Source organism: Paenibacillus sp. MT124 (assembly GCF_058792755.1).
Genome location: NZ_CM179500.1, coordinates 2,805,751 through 2,829,274, shown reverse-complemented (window position 1 = coordinate 2,829,274; position 23,524 = coordinate 2,805,751). Strand labels below are relative to the sequence as shown.

The window sequence follows — 23,524 nt, the reverse complement described above, 5'->3', positions numbered from 1 at the left end:
ATCAATTAATTCGTGAATATATGAATCATTAATATATTTATAAATATCTTATATACTCGTTATAGTACTCATTTCGAATTGGATTTTCAACAAAAACTTCAAATCGGTAGTAAATTCAAAATAAATTCATACTTTAGTCATTCGTTTCGCTTTTTTTAACTCGTTTCAACAACATGGTTTACAAAAATATAAATTAATTGATATTATAGCAAATGTAAGCGCTTGATTCGATCATTAACTGAAAGGAGGAATGCATTACCACGTTCATCTTTGTATTTTTAACTTATTTTATAATTTGTGAATGAAGAAAGGGGACACGTATGAAGCGTTATTTGGTCATTGCACTTAGTACGGCATTGCTCTCTACTCCAGCTCTTTCGCCAGTCTCCGCTTTGGCGGACAATACAGCCACAACGGCTATCAATTCGCAAAGTTCCACCATATTGAACAAAACTCAGGTACCTGAGTTTAAGAACGTCTCCGTTCATGATCCTTCTGTCATCAAGGTAGATGATACCTACTATGTATTCGGCTCACATCTACAGGTGGCTAAGTCCAAAGATTTAATCAGCTGGGATTCCGTCGCTTCAGGCGTTACGGATGACAATCCCGTCGTTCCCAATGTAACCAAGGAATTCGCTGAAGCTCTGCAATGGGCTCAGACGGATACGCTCTGGGCAGCAGACGTCATTCAACTGGCAGATGGCAAGTTCTATATGTATTACAATGCCTGCAAAGGGGATTCTCCCCGGTCTGCCCTTGGAGTCGCCGTAGCTGACAACATTGAAGGCCCATACAAGGATCAGGGACTTTTGCTGAAATCAGGCATGTGGGATGAAATTAGCGAAGATGGCACCATATACGATGCGACCAAGCATCCCAACGTGGTCGATCCGGATGTGTTTTTTGATAAAGACGGCAAGCTATGGATGGTGTACGGATCTTACTCCGGAGGGATTTTCATTCTGGAAATGGATGAGACAACCGGCAAACCACTACCTAATCAAGGTTATGGCAAGAAACTGACCGGAGGCAACCACAGCCGAATTGAGGCCCCTTATATGCTCTACAGTCCCGAAACCGATTATTATTATCTGTACTTGTCTTATGGAGGACTTGCTGCTGACGGTGGATATAACATTCGCGTTGCCCGCTCCAAAACACCCGACGGTCCCTTCTACGATGCTGAAGGCAACGATATGATCAAGGTGATGGCAGACAAGGATAAGCCGTTGTTCGATGACAAATCCATTGAGCCATTCGGCGTAAAACTGCTCGGTAACTACCTCTTCGAGAGACAGATCGGCGACCCCGGCACCGGCCAGGGAATAGGATATGTATCTCCAGGACACAACTCTGCCTATTATGATGAAGAGACCGGCAAGCACTTCCTCATCTTCCACTCCCGCTTTCCGAATCGCGGAGAAGAGCATGAGGTACGGGTTCATGAGATGCATATGAATTCCGAAGGATGGCCTGTCGTCTCTCCTTACCGCTATGCAGGTATCGAGAGTGATGCGGTACAAGTGACGGAGCAAGATGCTGTTGGTTCTTACAAATGGGTCAATCACGGGAAGGATATCACAGCCGAGATCAAGCCGTCCCAGATCATTCAATTTGCGGCAGGCGGCCAGATTACTGGTGCCGTTACAGGGACATGGAGCCTCCTGGAGGACAACAAGGTACGAATAACGACCAATAATATGGTATACGAAGGCGTCTTCACCCAGGAATGGGATGCAGAATCCCAGCAGAACGTGCTGACCTTCAGTGCTCTCTCTTCATCCGGTGTAGCGGTCTGGGGAAGTCAGATGAACGCTATGAAGGATCAGGATGTGGTACAGGCGGTGAAAAAGGATCTGACCATTGGAAATACGGAGAATATTTTCTATGACCTCTCCCTTCCCACCACAGGTACACGTGATAGTCAGATCATCTGGAGATCATCTCTCCCCTCTGTCCTATCGGCTGATGGAGCAGTAAACCGGCCACGCAGCGGCAAAGGGGATGCCAAAGTAAAATTGACCGCAACAATCCAAAAAGGAACGGCCACAACCAGCAAAACGTTCCAAGTGACCGTGCCTGAACAAGCAGCTGGCCCACTGCTGGGCGAGTATACGTTTGACAACAAAAAACTCGCTAAAATCGCACAGGATTCGAGTAAAAACGGTTATCATGGCCAGACCTTTAATGTAGTAGGCTCAGCAATTGGCACGAAGAATCAGGCTGCTGCTTTTAACGGAAAAGACAGCTACATTCAGTTGCCTGGACTTCTGACGGACACAACAGACTTCACCTTCAGTGCCTGGGTAAATTGGGACGGGGGCGGAGCCTGGCAGCGTATATTCGATTTCGGCAATGGTTTGACCAGACATATGTTCCTTACGCCAGCCCAGCATAACGGTGCTCTCCAATTCACCATTCATGATCAGGGTCGTGATCAGAGTCTAATTGCGGCTGAAGCGCTGCCTACCAACCAGTGGGTTCATGTCGCTGTCACGTTGCAAGGAGACACGGGCACGTTGTATGTAAACGGTAAATCGGTTGCGAGCAGCTCTGAAATCACATTCAACCCGAAGGATCTACAAGCTGCGGAAGCCTATCTGGGCAAAAGTCGATATGCTGCCGATCCGTTCTATCAAGGCAAAATGGATCAGGTTAGAGTGTATGACAAAGCGCTAAGCGCCAAAGAAATCCAGCGTCAAGCAGAAATCAAGCCTTGAACGGTTGAACTCTAATGTATCAACATATTAATTAATTAAAAATAATACCACCTAAAGCAGCCACCTTAGAACTCCCCTCTTAAATTTAGACTAATATATTTATGCAACTTGTTTGGCATGTTCTCGGTATTGTACCGGGATCATGCCTTTTATTTTGACTTGATACGTTTGTGATTGTAGTAAACCATGGATCGTGCTAGTTCTTTTTGAAATGTTCTACACTTCAGACTCATGAAGATAAAGAAACTCTGATTTCATAATGCCATATATCTACGTTGATATGTTCAGTGAGATTAAGATCACCTCTACTTTCACCTACAAAAGAGTCCTTTCTAAGAATGTAACTTCTTTATTTTTAATCTACTTTTGAACTCAGCTGTGATTGTCTTCCGTGTACATATTAGCATTCATTTTAGTGAATGAGTTCCCCCCCCCCCCCCCCCCCCCCCCCACTGCATCGTTTAATAGACAAAATGCTTATATTTCATGAATAGTTATCTCCTAAATGATATGTATTCTAATTTCTCCTAAAAATTTCAATTCCACTGTAACATTAGTCTCCCTGCCCCGTTGTCTAAATATAAGGAGGAGGAAACTTGAAATGAGGAGTGATCTATATACAGAACTATTCAAGCAGTACCAGTCCTCCCTGTATCTCTACCTATTCCGAATGTGTGGATCTCCGGAGACAGCTGAAGAATTAGTTCAAGAAACCTTTTACAGAGCTATGGTTTCCATGAAAGCCGAGCATGCAAAATATGCTAGAGCTTGGTTGTATAAAGTAGCTCGGCATTTATTTATCGATTGGTACCGTAAATATCGTGGAGAAAAGCAAATGAATCAAGAGTTGGAGAAGCAAGGCGTAGAAAATACATATCGGACTCCTGAGGAAGTAATGACTGCTCGTGAACATACCATTCGTATTCAACAAGTGATGAAGAAACTGCCCGAACAATATCGAACCATTTTGTTACTACGAGAAATGAACGAGTTATCCTATAAGGAACTTTGCGAGATTCTGGATATGAATATGAACCAGGTTAAGGTCACTCTTTTTCGTGCCAGAGAACGATTCAAAGCAGAGATGCTTCAAATGAAAGGAGACGTTTGAGTATGTCTAAAATACCACATGATGAGGAACGTTTATTTCACGAAGAAGATTTTGAACATCAGCATCCTGAATGGGGTCATAAGCAGTTTAAACGAATGGTATGGAAAACAAGATGGAAATTTTTCCTTAATGCAGGAGGAGCGCTTTTTCTAGTTTTTTTGGTCTATCACATTTACGTCTCAGCTCTCCATATCTATTTTGATCAATCAGAGGTACGTAATAATTTCTTACGTTCCATTATGTCTGTCGTTGAAATGCATGGTGATGGACTTCGTGTAGAAAAAAGAATATCTGTTCAACCTTTTGAAGTAACTCCGTTTTTAACTCAGAAAGCTAATTTGAAATTATATAGACACGTGGGTTCATGGGAGGTAGTCACAGGTGAGATTCAAGCTACGCTCAGTATAACCGGTAAGTTCAGCTATTCAATTACCAATACAGGAGCGTATTTGAATGGCAATAATCCCGGCCCTTTCTATCTACCTTACTCATTGGTCAATGGTAAATCTGATCACAATGATTCTGAGGAAAATAGTAGCCTCAAACGGCTAGCTGAAATTGATGATGGACATGTCGCAGAGATGTCATTATCCTTGAAAAACCTAGCATCTCCCAATCAACTGATGAAGCTTCTTTCAGATTACGATGTTGCGGTGACTGCTATGCCGATTTATTCAGGCGAATTCACCCAGCCCGATGCTTCCTATTCACGAGCAGGTTTGTTTGACTATAATATTCCACATCTTACCCTTAAACCTCTTTATGAATTTAATGAGAACGGTGCAAGGTGGTTTAATTACTTCGTCCCGGAAGATGCTGGACAAATGCAGGAACAGATTGACGCCATGTTGACTGAACTAAAATGGATGATTAATCATCTTGATTACAATGAAGCTGAACAAGATAAACAGCGTCTTGCCTACTTAGACGAGAATGGAGTTCAAGTATATGGTGCGGTTGTTACAGGCCCTGTGCGAGAGTTGGAGAAACTTACAAAGTTAGCTGAATTCCATCATTTCCAGTTGAGCCGCGTAGAAGTCTGGAACTGGGATTGAAGCAGGTAGTTGACTAATCCTATAGTGCGGTTATTTCCCATTTAAAGAAGAGATGATACCTGTTATTCCAAGGTAACATCTCTTCTTTATTATTAATAATGTTTCTATACTCTTCTTCTCTTCTGTGTTTAAGCATTTTAAATATGAATTGTAAATGTCGGAGTGCCTACAAAGCGCCAACAAAGACGATCCTCTTTAACTCGAAAAAATCGAAACCAATTTACACTGGATAATGAATAACCATGCAAAGTCGGTTCTCCGAAACTCCAGAGTTTATATAACGATGCGGCTTGTCTGCTCGAAAGCGAATAGACTCTCCCCGCTTCACCTTAAGATCTTCTCCCCCGACATGAATCGTCATTTCCCCTTCAAAGACGGTAATAAACTCCTCTGTTCCGTCAATGTGCGGCTCTGCACTCCATGAAGCTGCCTCATCCATCTCCAGGACATACATTTCGAACCGACGGCCCTCTTCAAAGGGAAAATGCGGATAAATCCGTACTCTTCCGTTTTCCTCCGTTAACACGTGAATATCATCAACCGTCACGATCGACGCATCCGATTTCGGCTCATGAATCAATGCGGTGAACGACACTTTGAGGCCGTTTGCAATTTTCCAGACGGTTGCGATGGAAGGGTTCGATTCTCCCCGTTCAATCTGACCCAACATGGTCTTGCTGATCCCTGACATTTCGGCAACTTTATCCAAACTAAGCTTTCTTTGCTCCCGGAACTGCTTCAGATTTTGAGCAAGTACAACGTTGATATTTTCCAACCTGTAACCACCTCTTTAAAAAATCTTTATTGTGCAATATATAGTCCATATCGTACAATGATAACGCACAAACGTTATAGCGTACACTTTATGCAATTATAGCACACAACAAACTTTTTGCGGAGGACAATCATGATTATCCCTTTATTGACGTATGCCATTGTCGCATCATTCACACCGGGTCCCAATAACATTATCGCCATGACCCAAGCTAGACATCGGGGATTTGCCAAGACATTGCCTTTTATTGGTGGTGTAGCTGCGGGTTGCCTGCTGATTATGTTTCTTTCCAGTTATTTCAATCTCGTTCTGCAACAGTATATTCCGAGAATCAGACCCATTTTGAATATATTGGGATGTGTCTATCTGATCTATCTGGCATTCAAAATTATGCGTAGTACGTCTGCACACCAGAAAGACACTCGCACCAATCCCTATTCATTTTGGTTTGGCTTCACTTTACAATTCATGAATCCCAAAGTCATTTTGTATGGTTTAACCGCAATCTCGGTGTTTGTCTTGCCGCTTGCCCAGTCACATGCTCACATGATTATATTCTCTGTGTTGTTAACGATTGTGGGGATCAGTGCCAATATGACATGGGCGTTATGCGGGGTGATATTTCAGAGCGTACTCGTGAGATATGAGCGTCCATTTAATATGGCTATGGGCATCCTCTTAATTTATAGTGCAATTTCAATGTTAAAATAAACAAAAAGCGTCCACTCCATTGCTGAGTAAACGCTGTAAGATGACTAGAAGCCGGATTTCCACCAATGTTCCGTTGGATAAATTCCTGTATGGATCTGAACCTTTTCTCCAATCTTCGGAGTTGTGATATCGATATTTGCGCCGCGTGCTGCCTGGCTAATCCGTTCAACCGGATCGGTCCAGGCATGGTAGGCCAGGGTGAATGCTCCCCAATGAATGGGAATGAGCAATTTTCCTTTTACATCCAGATGGGCTTGTACGGTTTCTTCCGGCATCATATGTATGTTGGCCCACCGTTCGTCATATTGTCCACATTCCATCATCGTTAAGTCGAATGGCCCATACTTGTCACCGATCTCCTTAAAGTGCGGTCCGTACCCGCTGTCTCCACTAAAAAACACCTTTGTCTCGTGTCCGGAGATCACCCATGAGCACCATAGCGTGGAGTTACGATCGAATAATCCTCTCCCCGAAAAGTGCCTTGCAGGCGTGCATGCCAGTGTCAGGCCCTTGAACTGAAGCTCATCCCACCAGCCATGCTCAGTAATTTTATCCGAAGGTACACCGATTTGAATCAAACGCCTACGTACGCCAAGCGGTACGATAAACCGTTCGGTTTTATTCATCAATCTCCGAATGGAGGAATAATCCAGATGATCATAATGATCATGAGATAAGATGATGGCATCCAGTGGGGGAAGATCTTCTGGCGAAACTGGCAAATTAACGTTGTAGCGCTTCGTCCCCACCCACGATACCGGAGAGGGACGGTTACCCAGCATGGGATCAAAAAGCAATCGGGTTCCTTCCATTTCAAGCAGAAAAGCCGAATGTCCGAACCATGTCACTTGTGGGTGATCATCAGCGTTCAACATTTCGCTAAACTCACTTTTCACGATCGGGATATGACTCAGAGGTCTTCGTTCCTGACCACTTTTAAGGGAATCCCGAAGCATGCTCAGCATGGCCTTCAAGCTCATATTCATCGATGTTGGAATCTGATTTTCGTATTTGGTCATCTTAATACCTTCTGTTCTTCATAATGGCTGGTTCACTATGAAATAATGGATTCATTAACCTGGGATTGGAACTGCTCCAATGCACGCTGAACTTCTGAAGCTGTAAGGCCGTGCCGAAACATATATTCCTGTAATTCCTTCACTTCTGCTTCATCACCCGCCAGAACTCCATTGATTTTACGGATCACCGCTTCTTCCATATCTTTTCGCTCGGGTCCTGCAGGCTCACATAGCCAAAAATCAGTTCTTTTCACATTTCCCTCGCCCGTCCAGAGCAAATTTTCATAACGTATCACATCCCAATCCTGATATCCAGACTGAATCTGCTGAAGTTCGGAATATAACAAATCGTAGATCAGGTTGCACGGAATATGCCCAAAGTACTTTCGATACTGTCTCAGATTATATCCATCAATCCATTCGGTCAAGATAAAATGTCCTGGAGAGTAGGCATACAGTTTTGGGACATGGCGGTTGCTTTGCATGGACATGATGGCTTCGCCCTCGAGTTCTCCACCGATCTTCCCACGCTTGGTGTACACTTTGAGGCAGTATTCCTGTACTTTATAGACGACAGACTGTTTTCCCAGCAGCGAAGCCTGCATGTTCAGGTGCCCGTTCCGTTCATAACGCATTAGCATATCTTCCAGATGTGGTGGTAATGGTTGAATGATTTTCATAAAAGAGTTCTCCTTGGTCGATTATCAAAGCTAAAACGTTTTCCACTTTGTGATGAATCTTACTTCACTTCACTATTATTGTCGCTAAACTAGAAGTTGAACATATCCAATTTCGCCAGAACATGAACTATTTGCTTTCATGTTCATATATGTGACTTTTGACGTACTGCAGCTGACTTTTTTCCACTTTAATGGATGAAACCCGTTCCATGTCAAGGTGTCAACATATAAAAAAACGATGTCCCCCAGCCGCAGCTGGAAGAACATCGTCTAATGTTAAGTGATATCGAATTAATGCATAGGGCCTTGTTGACCTTGTTGTGATCCAACCTTCACCCGTTTAACGAAGAAAGAGATCACCAGACCAATCACGGCAAGAACCAGTGCAAACACAAATGCATTCTGTACCCCTGACGTGAAACCAGCGAGCTGATTTTCCGGGCTCTCCGGGTTAGTTACATTGCTCAAGAAGCGAGTCTGACCCGCGCTCAGAATGCTTACGGCAACCGCAGTACCGATCGCACCGGATACTTGCTGTAATGTATTCATGATCGCTGTGCCGTGAGGATAATACTCTGGCGGCAGCTGGTTCAAACCGTTCGTTTGAGCAGGCATCATGATCATGGAAATCCCGATCATCATGAATACATGCATGGTAATGATTGTACCCAAAGCCGTTGTCGGCGTAATGCCTGTGTACATGAACAGAACAACTGCCACGATCGCCAGGCCAATGATAACGAGCCATTTGGGACCAAATTTGTCAAACAAACGTCCCATGACCGGAGACAAGAATCCGTTCAGCAAGCTGCCCGGCAGCAATACCAGACCTGCAGTCAGTGCTGTAACAGCCATACCTTGCTGCAGATACATTGGAAGGATCAGCATGGAAGACAACATCATCATCATACAGATGAAGATCAGAATCAAACCGATCGTAAACATTGGATATTTGAAGGCGCGCAGATCCATCATTGGCTGCTTCATCCGCAACTGACGGATGCTGAACAGCAGCAAGGACAATACTCCGACAACCAGAGTAATTACCACAACAGGGCTGGTCCAGCCTCCGCCTGTTTCCCCATGTCCTCCCGCGCTGCTGAATCCATATACAATACCGCCAAAACCGAGGGTAGACAATATAATGGAGATTACATCAATTTTCGGCTTGGTCAGTTTTGAAATGTTCGGCAAGAACAGCAGACCACACACCAACGAGATAATGAAGAACGGCAATGAAATCCAGAAAATCCAGTGCCAGCTCAGATTAGCCAAAATCAATCCGGAAATACTCGGACCACTCGCTGGGGCAAACATGATTACGAGACCGATTAATCCCATGGCAGCACCACGTTTTTCAATCGGGAAAATAACCAAAATCGTGTTAAACATCAATGGCAGCAACAGAGCTGTACCTACAGCCTGCAGTACCCTTGCAACCAAAAGCAGTTCAAAACTTGGTGCGATTGCAGCAACAAGGGTTCCCGCAATCGAAAATATCAGAGACGTTGTAAACAACTGTCTTGTTGTAAACCATTGTAATAACATACCGGAAACCGGCACCAAAATACCCAGTACGAGCAGATAACCTGTCGTCAACCACTGAATCGTTGTGGGTCCAACTTCAAGCAGGGTCATCAGCGGCGTCAGTGCCACATTAAGCGCTGTTTCACCGAACAGGCCAATGAATCCGCTCAACAGCATCGCGAATAATATGGGCAGTACCTTATATTGCTTTGTTTCTTCTTGGTCCTGTACAGAACCAGCCTTCATGGAAACCTCCACGATCCATCCTCCTCAAACGTTATAACTGTCTCTCTCTTTGTGCAGACTTATTGAATCCCTCTGGCATTCTTAGCCACACTTGACAAATAATCAGCAGCCGTCAGCAGAGGCTGTTTATCCTGATTGGTCAGACTGATAATCAGTGCTCCCTCCATTAAAGAGATGACCAAAAGACCCGTTTCTCGTGCTTTCTCCTCACCAACGCCCTCCATCATCAGATGTTTCGTAATGATGTTCTGCCAATTGGCGAACACACCCTGGCATGCCACACGCAATTGATGACTGATACAGGAAGTCTCCACGGCTGCCCAAAAGCTGAATGGCAGAAACCCCGTGAAACCAGCCGCTTCCGTTTCATCAGCCATGTCATGAATAAATCTTTGGATGGCATCTCCTGTGCTCTCATGGGCTGCGAAGGTATCCTCAAATTTCTGCATGATCTGTTGATTGGCTTTCTGGATGCACTCGTGAGCGAGCTCTTCCTTGCCGTGCGGAAAATAATGATATAACGATCCTTTTGGCGTACTGCTCTCCTTAATAATCTGATTAAGACCGGTCGCATGATATCCTTGTGAAAAAAACAGTCTGGCTGCTGTGCTGACAATTTGTTCTTTAGCATTAGACTTTTCACTCAATGGAGCCACTTCCTTAATCTGAATTATAACAATCGGTCTACATAATTAAACCCGTTTCCAATAAGACTGTCAATAACTTTATCAAAGAAATGTTATGGAAACGCTAACAGTTTGTTATCTTCATATTAAAAGCTGCGAAGAGACTGGATTATGGACTTAGAATATAAAAAGACGGCTTTTCGCCGCCTTGATCCTAGTACGTCTGCTCGTACTCGATCTCTGAAACCTTGGAGAACATCTCTTCATTTCATTAAAACCAGTCTGATCTACTCGACTCAACTACAGCATTTATATCTTTCCTGAATTATCCCAGGCCTCTGCGTTCAGCTCACTATTTATGCTAACGGCCGCGAGCGCGCCCAACGAAGCAGCAGTAATCGCCTGATATATTTCCGATGCAGCATCTCCCGAACTGAATACACCTGGTACGGACGTTTTGGCCAACTCATCTACCTTAACTGTCCCCGACTCCGTTACTTCGCACCCCAGTGTTTGAGCCAGATCCGAACCGATGACAAGCTTTGGTGCGAAGAAAATGCCTGTACACTCTAGGGTATTTCCGTCCTCCAGCACAATCTGTCTAACCATTCCTTCCTCTGATTCAATGGATTGGATCGGCGCGTCCAATACAGACACCTGATGCTGTTTCAATTCCTCCCGCTGTTCCTCCGTCATTCCAGTTCCGTTCGTTAGTATGGTGAATCGGTTCGTCCAACCCGATATTACTTTGGCCATGTGTACGGCTTTATCACCACTCACAATGATGCCAAGGGGTTGATCCCTTAACTCCCAGCCATCACAGTATGGGCACACAAAGGCACTCTTGCCATATACCGCGGACAGTCCGGGAATGTCAAGAGGCTGGTCTTTTTTACCGACTGCAAAAAGAAGCTTCCGGCCTCTTACGATCTTTCCTTCTACCGTTGTTACTTCAAATGAACCTTCCGTTCCGGTGACAGTAGCGGCTGTGTCCTCCATGATATGTACTGAAGGATAGGCGCGAATCTGCTCTTTGGCAATTTGGCGGAATTCACTAGGCGTTGCCCCATCTCTTGTCAAGAAACCATGAGTTTCACGAGTCACCATATTACGCGGTCGCCCTTCATCGATCACTACAACCTCTTTTCTGGCTCTTCCGAGGACCAATGCGGCATTCAGACCGGATGGTCCCCCGCCTATGATAATCACATCTACTGTTTTAATCATTTTAAACACCCTTTCCAGATACTTAAAGTCCTTAATTAATCCAAAAACAGATTCTCTTCTTCATGGCCTATGGATTAAAACAGTATCCCCTGACAATAACAACCAGATAGGCTATAATAAAGAGAATGAAATTTAAATTAATTAAAGATCCTTGATATCTACAATAGACCCTTACTTTCAAAAATGCAAGTATAATTTTCTCATTTATTATCATATCTTTGTTTTTTTCATGAATTGTGTAGCACAGAAATTCAATTTTAACAATTAAAAAAAACCTTGTTTTTAAATTGTTCACAATCAATTGACAGTATTTTTAAACAAAAACGTGTTTTAATTCACATAGTAAACTAAATGCTATAATAAGGGCACGAGATATATAAGTATAGATATAGGAAGTGAGCATTTGAAAACACTGAATAAGGGGTCTCAACCCAAAATTGAACTAGAGTATAGCTCCATTCCGAAAGTATTCTTTGATACGATCAAAGTCGGAATCATCAAGTCCAATCTGATCGCCATGCTTGCCGGTCTGTGTCTGGCATTGTATGTATTTGATGCCTCATTCATAGCCAACATTGTGCCGATCATACTGTCTGTCATCGGTTCCTCCCTGATCATCGGGGCTGCTGGTGTGTTCAACAACTTGTACGACCGGGATATTGACGCGATTATGGAACGTACAAGAACACGTCCAACCGTTACGGGTCAAGTTGATACCAAGTCCGGACTTATTCTGGGGATCACGATTACGGTGCTCGGGGGCATTCTACTGTATATTGCTTCACCTTCAGCAGCCGTATTTGGTATCCTGGGATTGTTGCTTTATGTCTTCCCGTATACCATGTGGACCAAACGTACAACAATATACAATACGGAAGTAGGCAGCTTGTCCGGTGCCGTTCCACCTCTGATTGGTTGGGCAGCAATCTCACCGGAACTCGGACATTTTGAAATCTGGGCTTTGGTCGTTACCATGCTCTTGTGGCAAATGCCCCACTTCTACGGTATTGCCATCCGCAGATTTGACGAATATAAGGCAGCTGGTGTCCCAATGCTTCCTGTTGTCAAAGGAATCAGACGCACATATATTCAAACGAATGTCTATCTGGTATTGTTATTGCTCTCCAGCTTTTTATTCTGGCCGCTTAGCCCGCTAGTGGCGATTGTCGCTTTCTTGGTCAGCTTGGCATGGCTCATTCTTAGCGTGGCAACATTTGATCGTAACCAAACCAAGAAATGGTCACATAAAATGTTCATTTTCTCCATCAATCACATTACGATTGTATTCCTGGTGATCATCGCTTATTCCCTGATTGCACAGCTGCTCAGATAAAGAATTGCAGCAATGTTGAATACAAACAAGCCGTACAGACAAACTCTTGTAAAGAGTTAACTGTACGGCTTTTTATATGGTTGTTAATCTGATCTTATCCCACTTTCACAGGCGCTTGTTCTCCCTGCCAGAGCAATTGCATTTCTTCACTGGTCGCAAGCAGCTCGCTCAAGCTTCCTTCTGCTTCAATACGGCCATCTTTTAATACGATAATATGATCTGCCTTAGCCAGTGCTGCTCGCCGGTGTGAAACGGCAATACATGTCACATGCTGCTCGTTAGATAACCCCTCCCACACCTGCTGTTCCGTTTCCACATCCAGTGCACTCGATAGATCATCGAAGATATACAGATCCGCTTCAGTCATTAGCATCCGTGCCGTGGCTGCACGCTGAATCTGTCCACCAGACAGCATGACACCCCTTGGACCAACGGAGGTTTCCAATCCCTGATCGAGGTGTTCAATATCCTTTTTCATTACAGCCAGGCGAATGGCACGTGCGAGCGATTCGCCTACTCTACCCTTTTTGCCTTGCACAATGTTCTCCTTCAATGTATCACTGAACAATCGGGGGACCTGAGGCGTGTAAGCCGCACGAGGCGGCATCAAGAATGTTGCGGGATCTACCTCTTCCCCGTTCCACCGAATATCCCCCTCCTGTTTCGGCAATAATCCAAGCAGCGTCCTCACCAGTGTAGATTTTCCCGATCCGATTCGTCCGGTAATCACAATAAATTGTCCACGTTTCAGTCGGAGGTTAATATTCTGGATTCCTTTTGGAGAATTAGGATAATGGTATGTCAGATTCCTGACTTCCAGCTCCCTAAGTTTATCGTCCTTTTCTCTCTGTAGTTCAACTGGTTCCGGCGGATCCTCATACAGATAGATCTCTCTTGATTCGATGATGCAATCTTCTTCACCAGGACGAAACAGCTTGCGCATGCGGTCAAATGAGACCTTGAGTCGTTTATGCTGGAATACCATGTACCCGAATAAGGAAATGCTAAAGCCGATGTTAGCAAGATACGATGTAAACAAGGCAAAGTCACCTACAGTGAATTGTCCGGTTCTCATTTCGGCTGCACACATCAGCAGGATTAACCCTGTACAAATACTAAGCACATGCTGATTCAGGGATCTCATCCACTGTTTGAACAGATTATCCCTTAAGGCTGCTTGACGACGATCCTCATTGAGTTGATTGAACCGGGCTGAAACATGCTGCTCGGCCTGCCCCAGTTTCAAAGCCTGTACTGCACCAAACGTTTCCGCTATAAAACTCGTAATCCGCCCTGTCGCTTCCCGATTTTTCTGGGCGTATTTACGTGCGCGATTCCCTGACAGATTGTTCAGCAGCGTAACCACAAGTAATGGCATGACGGCAACCAGTGTGATTTTCCAATTGATGCTCGCCATAATGACGATGGATACAATGGCAAACACGAGCCTTCCCCAGAAGTCTACCCAGGACTCAACATACTCGACAACTTCGTCCACATCATCACGAAAGCGACTCATCGCTTCTCCGGGTGAAGCCGGAAGATTCCGTCCAGGCCAGCGCATAATGCCAGCCAGCATATTGGTACGAAGAATGGCCTGAATATGAAAGACATATGTAATCCACGCATAGAAAGCGGCAAAGAACGTGCCTACTCTGGCTATTCTTACTAGCGCAATGAATATTAACGGAACGGCCAGCCATAAGTAGTCACTGGATCCTATCGTCACCCGGTCAAAAAACCACTGCATCCCAATACCAATAGCTAATGGCAAGGAATGGAACAAGCACCACAACAAACCGTTAATGATGAATAATACGGTTCTAAATCGAAACAGCCGTCCAATAAATCCTGCCACATTCACGCAAGTTCCTCCTCTCTGCCTGTCATTCGCAGCCGTGCATAATGAGAATTCGGATTGTTCGCCAGGTCTTCCCTCGCACCGAATTCCAATATCCGGCCATCCCCCAGTACCATAATCTGATCTACCTGTTCAAGCGTAGCCAGACGATGAGCAATAATAATTCCCGTACAATGCTGCATCAACTGGTTGACAGCCGACTGGAGCAAGTGTTCCGTAGCCGCATCCAGACGTGAAGATGGTTCATCCAGAATGACCAGACTCGGCTCGGTCAGAAATACCCGGGTTAAAGCAAATAATTGCGCTTCCCCAGCGGACAAGGATGAACCACCCGCCGTCAAATGAGTATCCAGCCCATTTGGCTGGGTATCAATCCATTGACGAAGACCCAGTCGATCCGTCGTTTCCAGGATCATGTCATCGGGCACCTCCTGATTGAACAATGTCAGGTTATCCCGAAGTGTACCATCGAACAGCTGAACATCCTGCGTAACCATGCCCACCCGTCTGTACAGTGCCTTCAAGCTGAGCTTGGAAATATCCATACCACCAACGCGGATAGCACCCTGGTCCAGATTATATAAACGAAGCAGCACCCGGCTCAGGCTAGACTTTCCGCTGCCTGTTCGACCAATAATTCCAAGCCTCTGACCAGGCTCAATCTTAAAATGAATATCCTGTAAAACAGGCTTATCATTGTTATAGCTGAAGTGTACATGATCAAATTCAAGACCAAGCGCTCCATTCGGAAGCTGTTCCTGGTCTCCGTCTTTGATTTCACTGCTCAGGGCAAGCAGTTCCCTGGAACGAAGCATACCGGATTTCGCTTTTTGAAACTCCTGCACCTGATCTCCCAGCATCTCAATCGGATCATTTAGCATCTGGGTATATTGATAGATCAGAAACAAGGTTCCGATGCTAATCGCCCCTTGCATAAAATAATGAACACCCAGCAAGAGAACCACTGTAACAGCAATGGCAAATAAAATCACGGTGGTATTCCACGGAATTACCCGGAGCATCCAGGCTCTCCGTCCTTTCAGGAATACCATGCGCATTAATTTGTAGAAACGGCTCATGACATACGGCACGTGCCCGTTCGCCTGTACATCCTCAATTCCGGCAATCCGTTCCTCGATCATGCCGAACAGGGATGCACTTGCTTCTCGCTCATTTTTGGAGGATTGTACGCCCAGATTACGGATAAATACCATAAATAAAATCGATAATAACGTAAACACGGTCATGACGATTGCAATAGGTACATTCACCGTGAACATAAATCCGAGGATGCCGGCAAGCAATACAAAACTCCCGATAACCTGAACAATAAACATGGCGAAAAAGTTGGAAATGCTCGTTACATCTCCATCGACACGTTCAATCATCTCCCCGGGTGTTTTTACATTGTGAAAACGCATATCCAGCTGCAGACAATGTTTAAGCAGATCTCCCCGCAGCTGATTGGTTGCACGCCAAGACACATCATTGCCAAAATAACTGACTGCCACCGTAATCAACTGATTACATACAGCAACGACCAGAAAGAGCCCTGCGAGCTGAATCAGACTTGTGAGCATTCCACCGCTAGCGGCTGTATCAATAAACCGCTGGATGATCTGCGGATTCAGCAGCTGCAAGCCAGTAGAAGTCAGCAGCATTACCAGCAGCAGAGTGAGTCGCCCTTTTACAGGCTTCAGATAACGGAAGAGCCAGGTCATGGATCTTTTTTCTTGTTTGGGCATGCTGCCCACCCCTTTACGTCGATTTAATTCCTTTTTCAATGAACTTCAATATGCCTTTCATGTCGTATGGCTAAGACGAATCATGCAGAACATCATGAAATACCATCTCTTGCACCCAAACATCATATTTGACTTGTGGTTTTACCATCTTGTATTCTCCCAACCCTTCTGGCAATCTTCCCGGAACCTTTGTACCCATTGTTCGGATATCTCATCTGCGATAGGGTCAAAAGCCGGGGGCGCAACGGTAACGTCAGCAGACGAAACATCCAAGTACTCCAGCACCTTCCGGACGGTCCCCTCGTAATTTTGTACGAAATCCTCGTATACAATCGTCAAAGGGACGATGCCCGACTCCGAAAGGAAATCTTCGATGGCAGCTTCACACATACTGCTCTCAACAAGCAAATGTTTAATGGCATCAAAATGGTATTGATCTGCAATATCTTTCTCTTCAGCCTGAGCACCATGCTGACGATGCCACTCACCTGAAACAATGGCCCGCCACCAGGAGACAGCCAACCTCACTTTGTTTCGGCGTGTCATGTAAATATGCTTCGTGCAGTTGGGGAAACCTGTACTCCATACTTCCGCCCTCGGCGTTTCGGATGGCAGCTGATACAGTTGGCGAATGGCATCGATCCAACGCTGTTCAAAATTGATTTTGATGCCGAATACCCCATTAGGTGTTGTACCCATCTCCCAGATTTGCTCCAGATCTGCGCGCTGCAACGTTTCCGGACTCTTATACTGAAAATGCAGCCATTCACCAGGTTTACCTGCAATGCCTGTTGAACCTAAAGCTTCACCTAGCAGTGTACTGCCTGTGCGTTGGGAAAACCAAATCGTATAGCTTTGAGAAGGTTTTTTCATTCCTTTACCAACTTTCTTCCCTCAGGATATAAAATGAATTGAAGCCCAGACCTACAAGATCTCCTTTCCATGTGAACCGATTGGCGGGATGCATGCAAAAAAGCCATAGATGAACTGATGTTCATCTACAGCTTTGTATCTACAAGAGAACCATATGAAATCAAAATCGTTTCCGGATTTCTCCTCTGCATCGCAATAATGAATAGTGTCCACGACAGGGGCTGCACAAGCACGACTGTCTACACACTGACATTCATCCTAAGATCGTAGCTATGCTCATGCTTATTCAGTTAGTGAATGTATATCCCATATTGGCATGAACATATTCAACTACCCACCCGTTACACATATTTGTTGTTAATTGTATTCGCTCCACCACATTACGTCAAGAACATTTTGTCTGAATTGTTATTTCCTACATGTTTATTATCATATGTGGTTAGCTTAACGATCATACGTTAGATTAGGAATCGTAGCAAAAAACCGCTGCCTTATCTAGGATAAGTTAGCGGCTCTATTGCCCATCAGGTGCTGACTCGTTCAGGAATGATCCTTTTTTACGAGCTCAATGATGGATTTGTTTCTTGTGATAATACCTCTCCATCACTTGCATGATGGCCTCGCTCTTAATAGGTTTGCTTACATAATCATCCATGCCCGCCTTCAAGCATTTATCCCTATCGCCTCGGACGGCATTTGCCGTAACCGCAACAATATATGGACATGCTTCCGGGTCCGAAAGTTCCTTAATCGCTCTAGTGGCTTCAAATCCGTCAAGCCGCGGCATATGCACATCCATAAAAACAATATCATATGCATTACGTTTGACCTTCTCAACAGCCTCCACACCATCTGCCACACGATCTACAAAATGTCCCTTTTTCTCAACCATCCGGCTAAGGACAAGCAAATTGACCTCATTGTCTTCCGCAATCAGAATGCGCAGAGGTGTACTTCTGTTCTTTTTCTGCTGTTCATCAAACTGGTTGCTACCTTCATCATTATTTAATTTGAAGGAAGCCGTAAATATAAAGGTTGTACCTGGTTCATCCGATTCCTCGATCCAGATATCGCCCTGCATGAGCTCTACCAGCTTCTTACTAATGGCTAACCCCAGACCAGTCCCTTGAGGTTTACGGGTCATAAAGTTCTCCAACTGATAGAACGGCTCAAACAATTGTTGTCTTTTCTCAGCAGGTATCCCTATGCCCGAATCCTTCACCTTAAATTGCAGAAGGAGGTTATTGCTGCACTGCTCCTTAACTCCAACTTCAATTGCCACACTGCCTTCTGGCGTAAATTTGACCGCATTGCCGATAATGTTGGTAAGTACTTGCTTCAAACGGTAAGCATCGCCATAGAGCGGAGTCGGTATGGCCTCATCCAGACATAAACGAATATCCAGCTCCTTTTCACGAGCCAGTGGTTTCACAATTTGCACGGTCTCTGTCACAATTTCCCCAACATCAAAGGGATCATCTACCAGATCCGTTTTACCTGACTCTATTTTCGAGAAATCCAGGATATCATTGATGATGGCCAGCAAGGAATCTCCACTCTTCTGAATAATTTGAATATATTCCTTTTGCTCCTCACTAAGTCCCGGTGTATCCAGAAGCAGGTCGGTCATCCCGATAACACCGTTCATCGGTGTGCGAATTTCATGGCTCATCATTGCCAAAAATTCACTTTTGGCCTTGTTCATTCTCTCGGCGGTCTCTTTGGCCACAAGCAGATTCTTCTGTTCCGTAATATCCTTCGCAATCAGATAGAATCCGACATTGGTCTTGTTGATGATGATCGGAGCAAGTGTAGCCAACACTTCTGTCTCACTGCCATCCGTGTGACGAACGGCGTTAATCTCCTTCTCAGCCAATTCGTAGTTGCTGCGCAGGATCATTCCCAGATTGACAGCTCCGATGAACCTGCTAATACTCGTGCCGATCATGTCTGACACAGGACACCCTGTCATCTTCACCGCTACAGGGTTGGCATTCATGATGTTACCGTCCATATTAAACGAGATAATGGCGTCATGATTATATTTTTTAAGTGAAGTGTAACGTTCCACGGATTCCTGCAGTTTAAATTCAATGAGTTTCCGTTCGGTGATGTCCTGCAATGTTCCGTTCAATTGTACTGGCTGATGATGTTCATCAAACGTAATCAACCCGCGCAAATGAAGATATTTCTCACTTCCATCAGAGCGTATATGTTTGTATTCGAAATCAAGCGGTTCTCCTTGCTTCGTGCCTCTGATTTTTTCTTGCAAGGATGCTGCATCCGCGGGATTCATCACCCGAAGAACATCCCTTGCCCGGTAGCGTTTGTGTGTGCGCTCGAGCTCGAAAATTTCAAGTACCTGATCTGAAGTGGCGATTTGATCATTGACCATGTCCCATTCCCAACTACCAATCATCGCAATGCGCTCAGCCTCTGCACTGATCTCTTCATGTTTCTTTCGCTCAGATATGTCTCGTCCAATGGTAAGTATCTGCCGTTCTTGCTCGGCATCCCCAATAATCTTGTATGTGGTCTCGAACCATAGATAATGTCCATCTTTATGGCGAACTCTGATATTCAGCATATTTCCGGTAGTCAAGTCCATCTGTGAGATCTGTTCCAAATCAAACGGATGGAAATAGGCATTGTTATTCTGGCCGATAATGTCCTCTGGAGAGTAACCCAGCAGATCGCGAACCGAAGGTGAGCAGAACCTACAAACCCCATCGAGATTGGCAATGTAGATAATCTCCTGTGCATTATCCGAAATCAGTTTAAACATCTCTTCACTGTGCAGGAGTTTTTGTTCGGACAACTTCCGATCTGTGATATCTATAATATGACAAATGAAATAAAGCGGCTCATCTGTACTTTCATCCCGAGCCAAGGCTATATGCAATGAAATCCAGAGTACGTCACCATTTTTTTTGATGTAGCGCTTTTCGTACGTATACTCTTTCGATCTGCCTTCAAACAAATCACAAGCATAGACTACATCCTGCGGGCAGTCATTCGGATGTGTAATATCCTGGTAGCTGAGATTCATGAGTTCCTCACTGGTATAGCCCATCATGCAGCAAAATGCAGGGTTTACTTTCATCCATTGACCTGAAGGAGCCACGAGTGCAATTCCGATAGGTGCCTGGTTATAAATCTGCTCGAACAATTCGTGATGGTCAACCTTTTGAACCTGCATTTTAAAATCTCCTTTTTGAAATATATACTCATGTAATAGTTTGTCGAAATTTCGAATTTTGCTTCATCTTGTCCGTTCCGAAAGGGATAGTCGTTTTAGAACCATAATAACTGCTTAGTACCCCGTATTATAGCGATTGAAACATCAGTTTCCAAGAGATTTGTGTCTTTTAAACGGAAACAAGGCCTGGATCCCATAGACATGGAATTCCCGACCTTTGTCGCTAAAATTCATTATAAGTCATATGGTGCACGAAATCGCGAGTAAATTCTGTCAGCGCTCACGCCCAACAATGTAATCCAACAGATGTTTCAAAAAAGGGATATGCTTCGGCATTTCGGCAAGTGCATCCGTTGCGAGACAATAATGCTCCCACATTGCTTTTTTCGCTCCATCCTCCCCAAGGATGGAAACGAAGGTTGAATTGTTGTTACGGACATCCTGCCCGGCTGGTTTACCAAGCACCAGGTCATTCCCGTCCAGATCCAGCAGATCATCCTTGATTTGAAAAGCGATACCCGCATGGTAGGCAAATGTCTTCAAGGAAGAAATTTCAGAATCCTTAACCTGTGCCAGAATAGCAGGCATGACAAGCGCCGCTTCAAAGGCAATCCCTGTTTTGTAGAAGCAGATCATGTTCAGTTGATCCAACGTCAGCGCTTTTCCTTTGGCGTTTAGGTCCATCGCCTGCCCCATACACATGTCTTCTGCTTTTTCAGCCGAATATCGGATCAAGGTTAGCACCGTTGCAGCATCGAATTGACTGAGCGAGGATTGTTCTCCAATGGCTTTCTGAATCAGAAAGAGGCCTGTTAATTCAGCTGTGGCGCTGTTATGCACCTGATGCAAGGTTGAACGCCCCCGCCTGGTTGAAGCATTATCCTGCGTTGGCAGATCATCAAAAATGAGGGAAGCGGTATGCATATACTCCAGTGACCTTAGTAGCGGAACGATCGATGCTTCTGTCAGCCCATACTCTCGCACACCCATAACCCAGGTTAAGATCGGCCTCAGCCGTTTGCCGCTCCCCTGCAGGCTGTAATTGGCTGCATCAATCAGCGTTTCTTTCATTTCCGGAATTGCATTCGGTTTGGATATTTGAACTTCCATGTTGATCCGTTCACGAACGTTTCGAACCGTTTGAATAAAATCTTCTTTTTCCTTTTTGTCATTCTTCAGATGGACAATAACCTGATCCCTGAGCAATTTATCGAGAAAGTCCACATCATCCGCTTTTCGAACCATTCGTTGAATGAGATCGTTAAATTCAGGCTGACCCGAAGCAAAGATGTCCATAATTTCATTATATTTCGCTGGTCCCAGTCGTTCCCTGCTGCGCTTGAGGCCATTGATCGCACGATCCAATATAACCTCACGTGTCTTGGCATCCGAGTCATACACGCTATGGATCAAATGAGAGATCACTGTCCAATAGAGCTCATATGGATTAATTAAGTCAGGACGCAAATCCCGGTATTTCAGATAATACGTGTACGGGGTCACTGCCCCCTCTTCCAAATCATCAAACATATCTGCAAAATCATCTGCCAGTTGATTGTAAATTCCATAATAGAACGTGCGGAGATCAAAGCCTTCATCCTCCGAAGCGCTCAGGACGGAACGAACAATCAGCCTGGATGAAGATGACTTGATAATAATCGGGATATAGAGCTCTTCATTGGTATAGTTCGCATTGGTAAGTTTCTTCGCCCGGTCCAGCTCTTGGGACTGAAAAAACACATAGGATTGCTCGAAAAAGGTTCGCTGCATCTCAGGTCGCTGGTAATTCTTGATGTATTCAAATGCCTCACGCAGCTCTGAGTGAACATAGCGAATGACTTCCTCATTGTCTCCGTGCCACTCGCCAATGTCAGGAACAATTCCTGTAAGAAGCGCCTTTCGAATCAGGAGGGAATACTGTTCTTTCTCCTGGGAAGTCAGGGCCTGTGAATCCAACAGATCGTCTATAAAAGGATAGGTTAACCCGTAAGAATACCCCAATCTGATGGCTGCATCAAATCTCTTCGAACGCTCCGGAATTGGCGTCGTCTCATCCAATTCATCATTCACATGCAGAACAACGCCAAGAATGATCTTAATCAGCTTGCGTTGTGCCTGCTCTGCATCGAGCTCCTTCGGAATATTTGAAGCGACGTTTTCGAGTTTCTGAATCAGCCAGATTACGGCAGTCTCCACGTTTTCCTTCTGAGCCCAGCGATACAATGCCGCCAGGCTAATAAAATCAGGCTGGCCCTGGCCTTTCGCTCCACCCTTACGCATGAAATATTTCTTCGTATCCTGCGCAACCCGCTGAATACGAGCCTGCGTCTCAGGAGCATCCAGCGCCTTGCCCAGATCTCTCATATAAATATAGGAGATGCTGCGATCCAGATACTCATCGAGTTTGCCGGTCACGTTCAACCAGTGGATATATCTATATACATCCCGGGAATCGGGTTTTCTTGAGCTTCGTGATATCCAGGGTAACCATGAGAATCGATGAATATGTTTCTTTTGCCATAAATGAAAATCCTGCATTAGAACCGTTGTATATGTGTTATTTATTAACTGGCTTTGAAGGGAAGCAAAGTACTGAGCTGCCTTATGCTCGGCTAACTGATATCCTGCTTCAGCATGATCTATAAGTGCGTTATTCATAGGATGGATACCTCAACTTCTATTAATGTTAAACATGTATCCATGAGAGGAGATTGAGGGTGCTCCATGGACGAAAACTGTTGTGAATTCATGCTGTATCAAATTCGCCAGCTCATGTTCATAACCTTTATACGGCGCTTGAACCGTTTGGTTAC

At 44.7% G+C, this 23,524-nt stretch carries 16 protein-coding genes; 5 read left to right on the top strand and 11 right to left on the bottom strand.

The window, feature by feature from the left end:
- Nucleotides 1-320 precede the first annotated feature (320 nt).
- The 3 genes from abnB to AC3RCI_RS13030 all read left to right on the top strand — a co-directional run bounded on the left by abnB (nucleotide 321) and on the right by AC3RCI_RS13030 (nucleotide 4,889).
- Complete coding sequence (abnB, locus tag AC3RCI_RS13040; protein ID WP_492529368.1) at nucleotides 321-2,723, top strand: arabinan endo-1,5-alpha-L-arabinosidase AbnB; 2,403 nt, start codon at nucleotides 321-323, stop codon at nucleotides 2,721-2,723.
- 601 nt (nucleotides 2,724-3,324) lie between these two features.
- Nucleotides 3,325-3,834 (top strand): RNA polymerase sigma factor, encoded by a 510-nt coding sequence (locus tag AC3RCI_RS13035; RefSeq protein ID WP_492529366.1) that lies wholly within the window; start codon nucleotides 3,325-3,327, stop codon nucleotides 3,832-3,834.
- Between the two features lie 2 nt (nucleotides 3,835-3,836).
- The gene (locus AC3RCI_RS13030) at nucleotides 3,837-4,889 is read left to right on the top strand and encodes an anti sigma factor C-terminal domain-containing protein (RefSeq protein WP_492529364.1); all 1,053 of its coding nucleotides are present in this window, start codon (nucleotides 3,837-3,839) and stop codon (nucleotides 4,887-4,889) included.
- 220 nt (nucleotides 4,890-5,109) lie between these two features.
- Here AC3RCI_RS13030 and AC3RCI_RS13025 read toward each other — a convergent pair whose 3' ends face one another.
- Nucleotides 5,110-5,664: a helix-turn-helix domain-containing protein gene (locus tag AC3RCI_RS13025; protein WP_492529362.1), complete on the bottom strand. Its 555-nt coding sequence runs from the start codon at nucleotides 5,662-5,664 to the stop codon at nucleotides 5,110-5,112.
- A 132-nt stretch (nucleotides 5,665-5,796) separates the two neighbouring features.
- Between AC3RCI_RS13025 and AC3RCI_RS13020 the strand changes: the two genes are divergently transcribed.
- Complete coding sequence (locus AC3RCI_RS13020) at nucleotides 5,797-6,375, top strand: LysE family transporter (RefSeq protein WP_492529360.1); 579 nt, start codon at nucleotides 5,797-5,799, stop codon at nucleotides 6,373-6,375.
- 44 nt (nucleotides 6,376-6,419) lie between these two features.
- On the opposite strand, the gene AC3RCI_RS13015 is transcribed toward AC3RCI_RS13020, so the two are convergent.
- From AC3RCI_RS13015 to AC3RCI_RS12995, 5 genes are all read right to left on the bottom strand, one after another.
- Nucleotides 6,420-7,394, bottom strand: coding sequence for an MBL fold metallo-hydrolase (locus AC3RCI_RS13015; RefSeq protein ID WP_492474123.1), 975 nt, complete (start codon nucleotides 7,392-7,394; stop codon nucleotides 6,420-6,422).
- Between the two features lie 35 nt (nucleotides 7,395-7,429).
- On the bottom strand, nucleotides 7,430-8,074 hold the full coding sequence (locus AC3RCI_RS13010) for a protein kinase family protein (protein ID WP_492529358.1): 645 nt from the start codon (nucleotides 8,072-8,074) through the stop codon (nucleotides 7,430-7,432).
- Nucleotides 8,075-8,365: 291 nt separating this feature from the next.
- Nucleotides 8,366-9,847, bottom strand: coding sequence for a DHA2 family efflux MFS transporter permease subunit (locus tag AC3RCI_RS13005; RefSeq protein ID WP_153980684.1), 1,482 nt, complete (start codon nucleotides 9,845-9,847; stop codon nucleotides 8,366-8,368).
- A 59-nt stretch (nucleotides 9,848-9,906) separates the two neighbouring features.
- Entirely contained in the window at nucleotides 9,907-10,494 is a 588-nt protein-coding gene (locus tag AC3RCI_RS13000) for a TetR/AcrR family transcriptional regulator (RefSeq protein WP_492529356.1), read from the bottom strand.
- A gap of 288 nt (nucleotides 10,495-10,782) precedes the next feature.
- Nucleotides 10,783-11,700, bottom strand: coding sequence for an NAD(P)/FAD-dependent oxidoreductase (locus AC3RCI_RS12995; RefSeq protein ID WP_492529354.1), 918 nt, complete (start codon nucleotides 11,698-11,700; stop codon nucleotides 10,783-10,785).
- A gap of 403 nt (nucleotides 11,701-12,103) precedes the next feature.
- On the opposite strand from AC3RCI_RS12995, the gene cyoE reads away from it, so the two are divergent.
- Entirely contained in the window at nucleotides 12,104-13,033 is a 930-nt protein-coding gene (gene cyoE, locus AC3RCI_RS12990; protein ID WP_127535973.1) for a heme o synthase, read from the top strand.
- Between the two features lie 94 nt (nucleotides 13,034-13,127).
- Here cyoE and AC3RCI_RS12985 read toward each other — a convergent pair whose 3' ends face one another.
- The 5 genes from AC3RCI_RS12985 to AC3RCI_RS12965 form a co-directional block, all read right to left on the bottom strand.
- The gene (locus AC3RCI_RS12985) at nucleotides 13,128-14,897 is read right to left on the bottom strand and encodes an ABC transporter ATP-binding protein (RefSeq protein WP_492529352.1); all 1,770 of its coding nucleotides are present in this window, start codon (nucleotides 14,895-14,897) and stop codon (nucleotides 13,128-13,130) included.
- Nucleotides 14,894-16,639, bottom strand: coding sequence for an ABC transporter ATP-binding protein (locus AC3RCI_RS12980; protein ID WP_492529350.1), 1,746 nt, complete (start codon nucleotides 16,637-16,639; stop codon nucleotides 14,894-14,896). The genes AC3RCI_RS12985 and AC3RCI_RS12980 overlap by 4 nt, the downstream gene beginning before the upstream one ends.
- 141 nt (nucleotides 16,640-16,780) lie before the next feature.
- On the bottom strand, nucleotides 16,781-17,512 hold the full coding sequence (locus AC3RCI_RS12975) for a Stf0 family sulfotransferase (protein WP_154893364.1): 732 nt from the start codon (nucleotides 17,510-17,512) through the stop codon (nucleotides 16,781-16,783).
- 565 nt (nucleotides 17,513-18,077) lie between these two features.
- Nucleotides 18,078-20,711, bottom strand: coding sequence for a PAS domain S-box protein (locus tag AC3RCI_RS12970; RefSeq protein WP_492529349.1), 2,634 nt, complete (start codon nucleotides 20,709-20,711; stop codon nucleotides 18,078-18,080).
- A 273-nt stretch (nucleotides 20,712-20,984) separates the two neighbouring features.
- Nucleotides 20,985-23,369, bottom strand: a complete 2,385-nt coding sequence (locus tag AC3RCI_RS12965; protein WP_492529347.1) for a polyprenyl synthetase family protein — start codon at nucleotides 23,367-23,369, stop codon at nucleotides 20,985-20,987.
- Nucleotides 23,370-23,524: the final 155 nt, after the last annotated feature.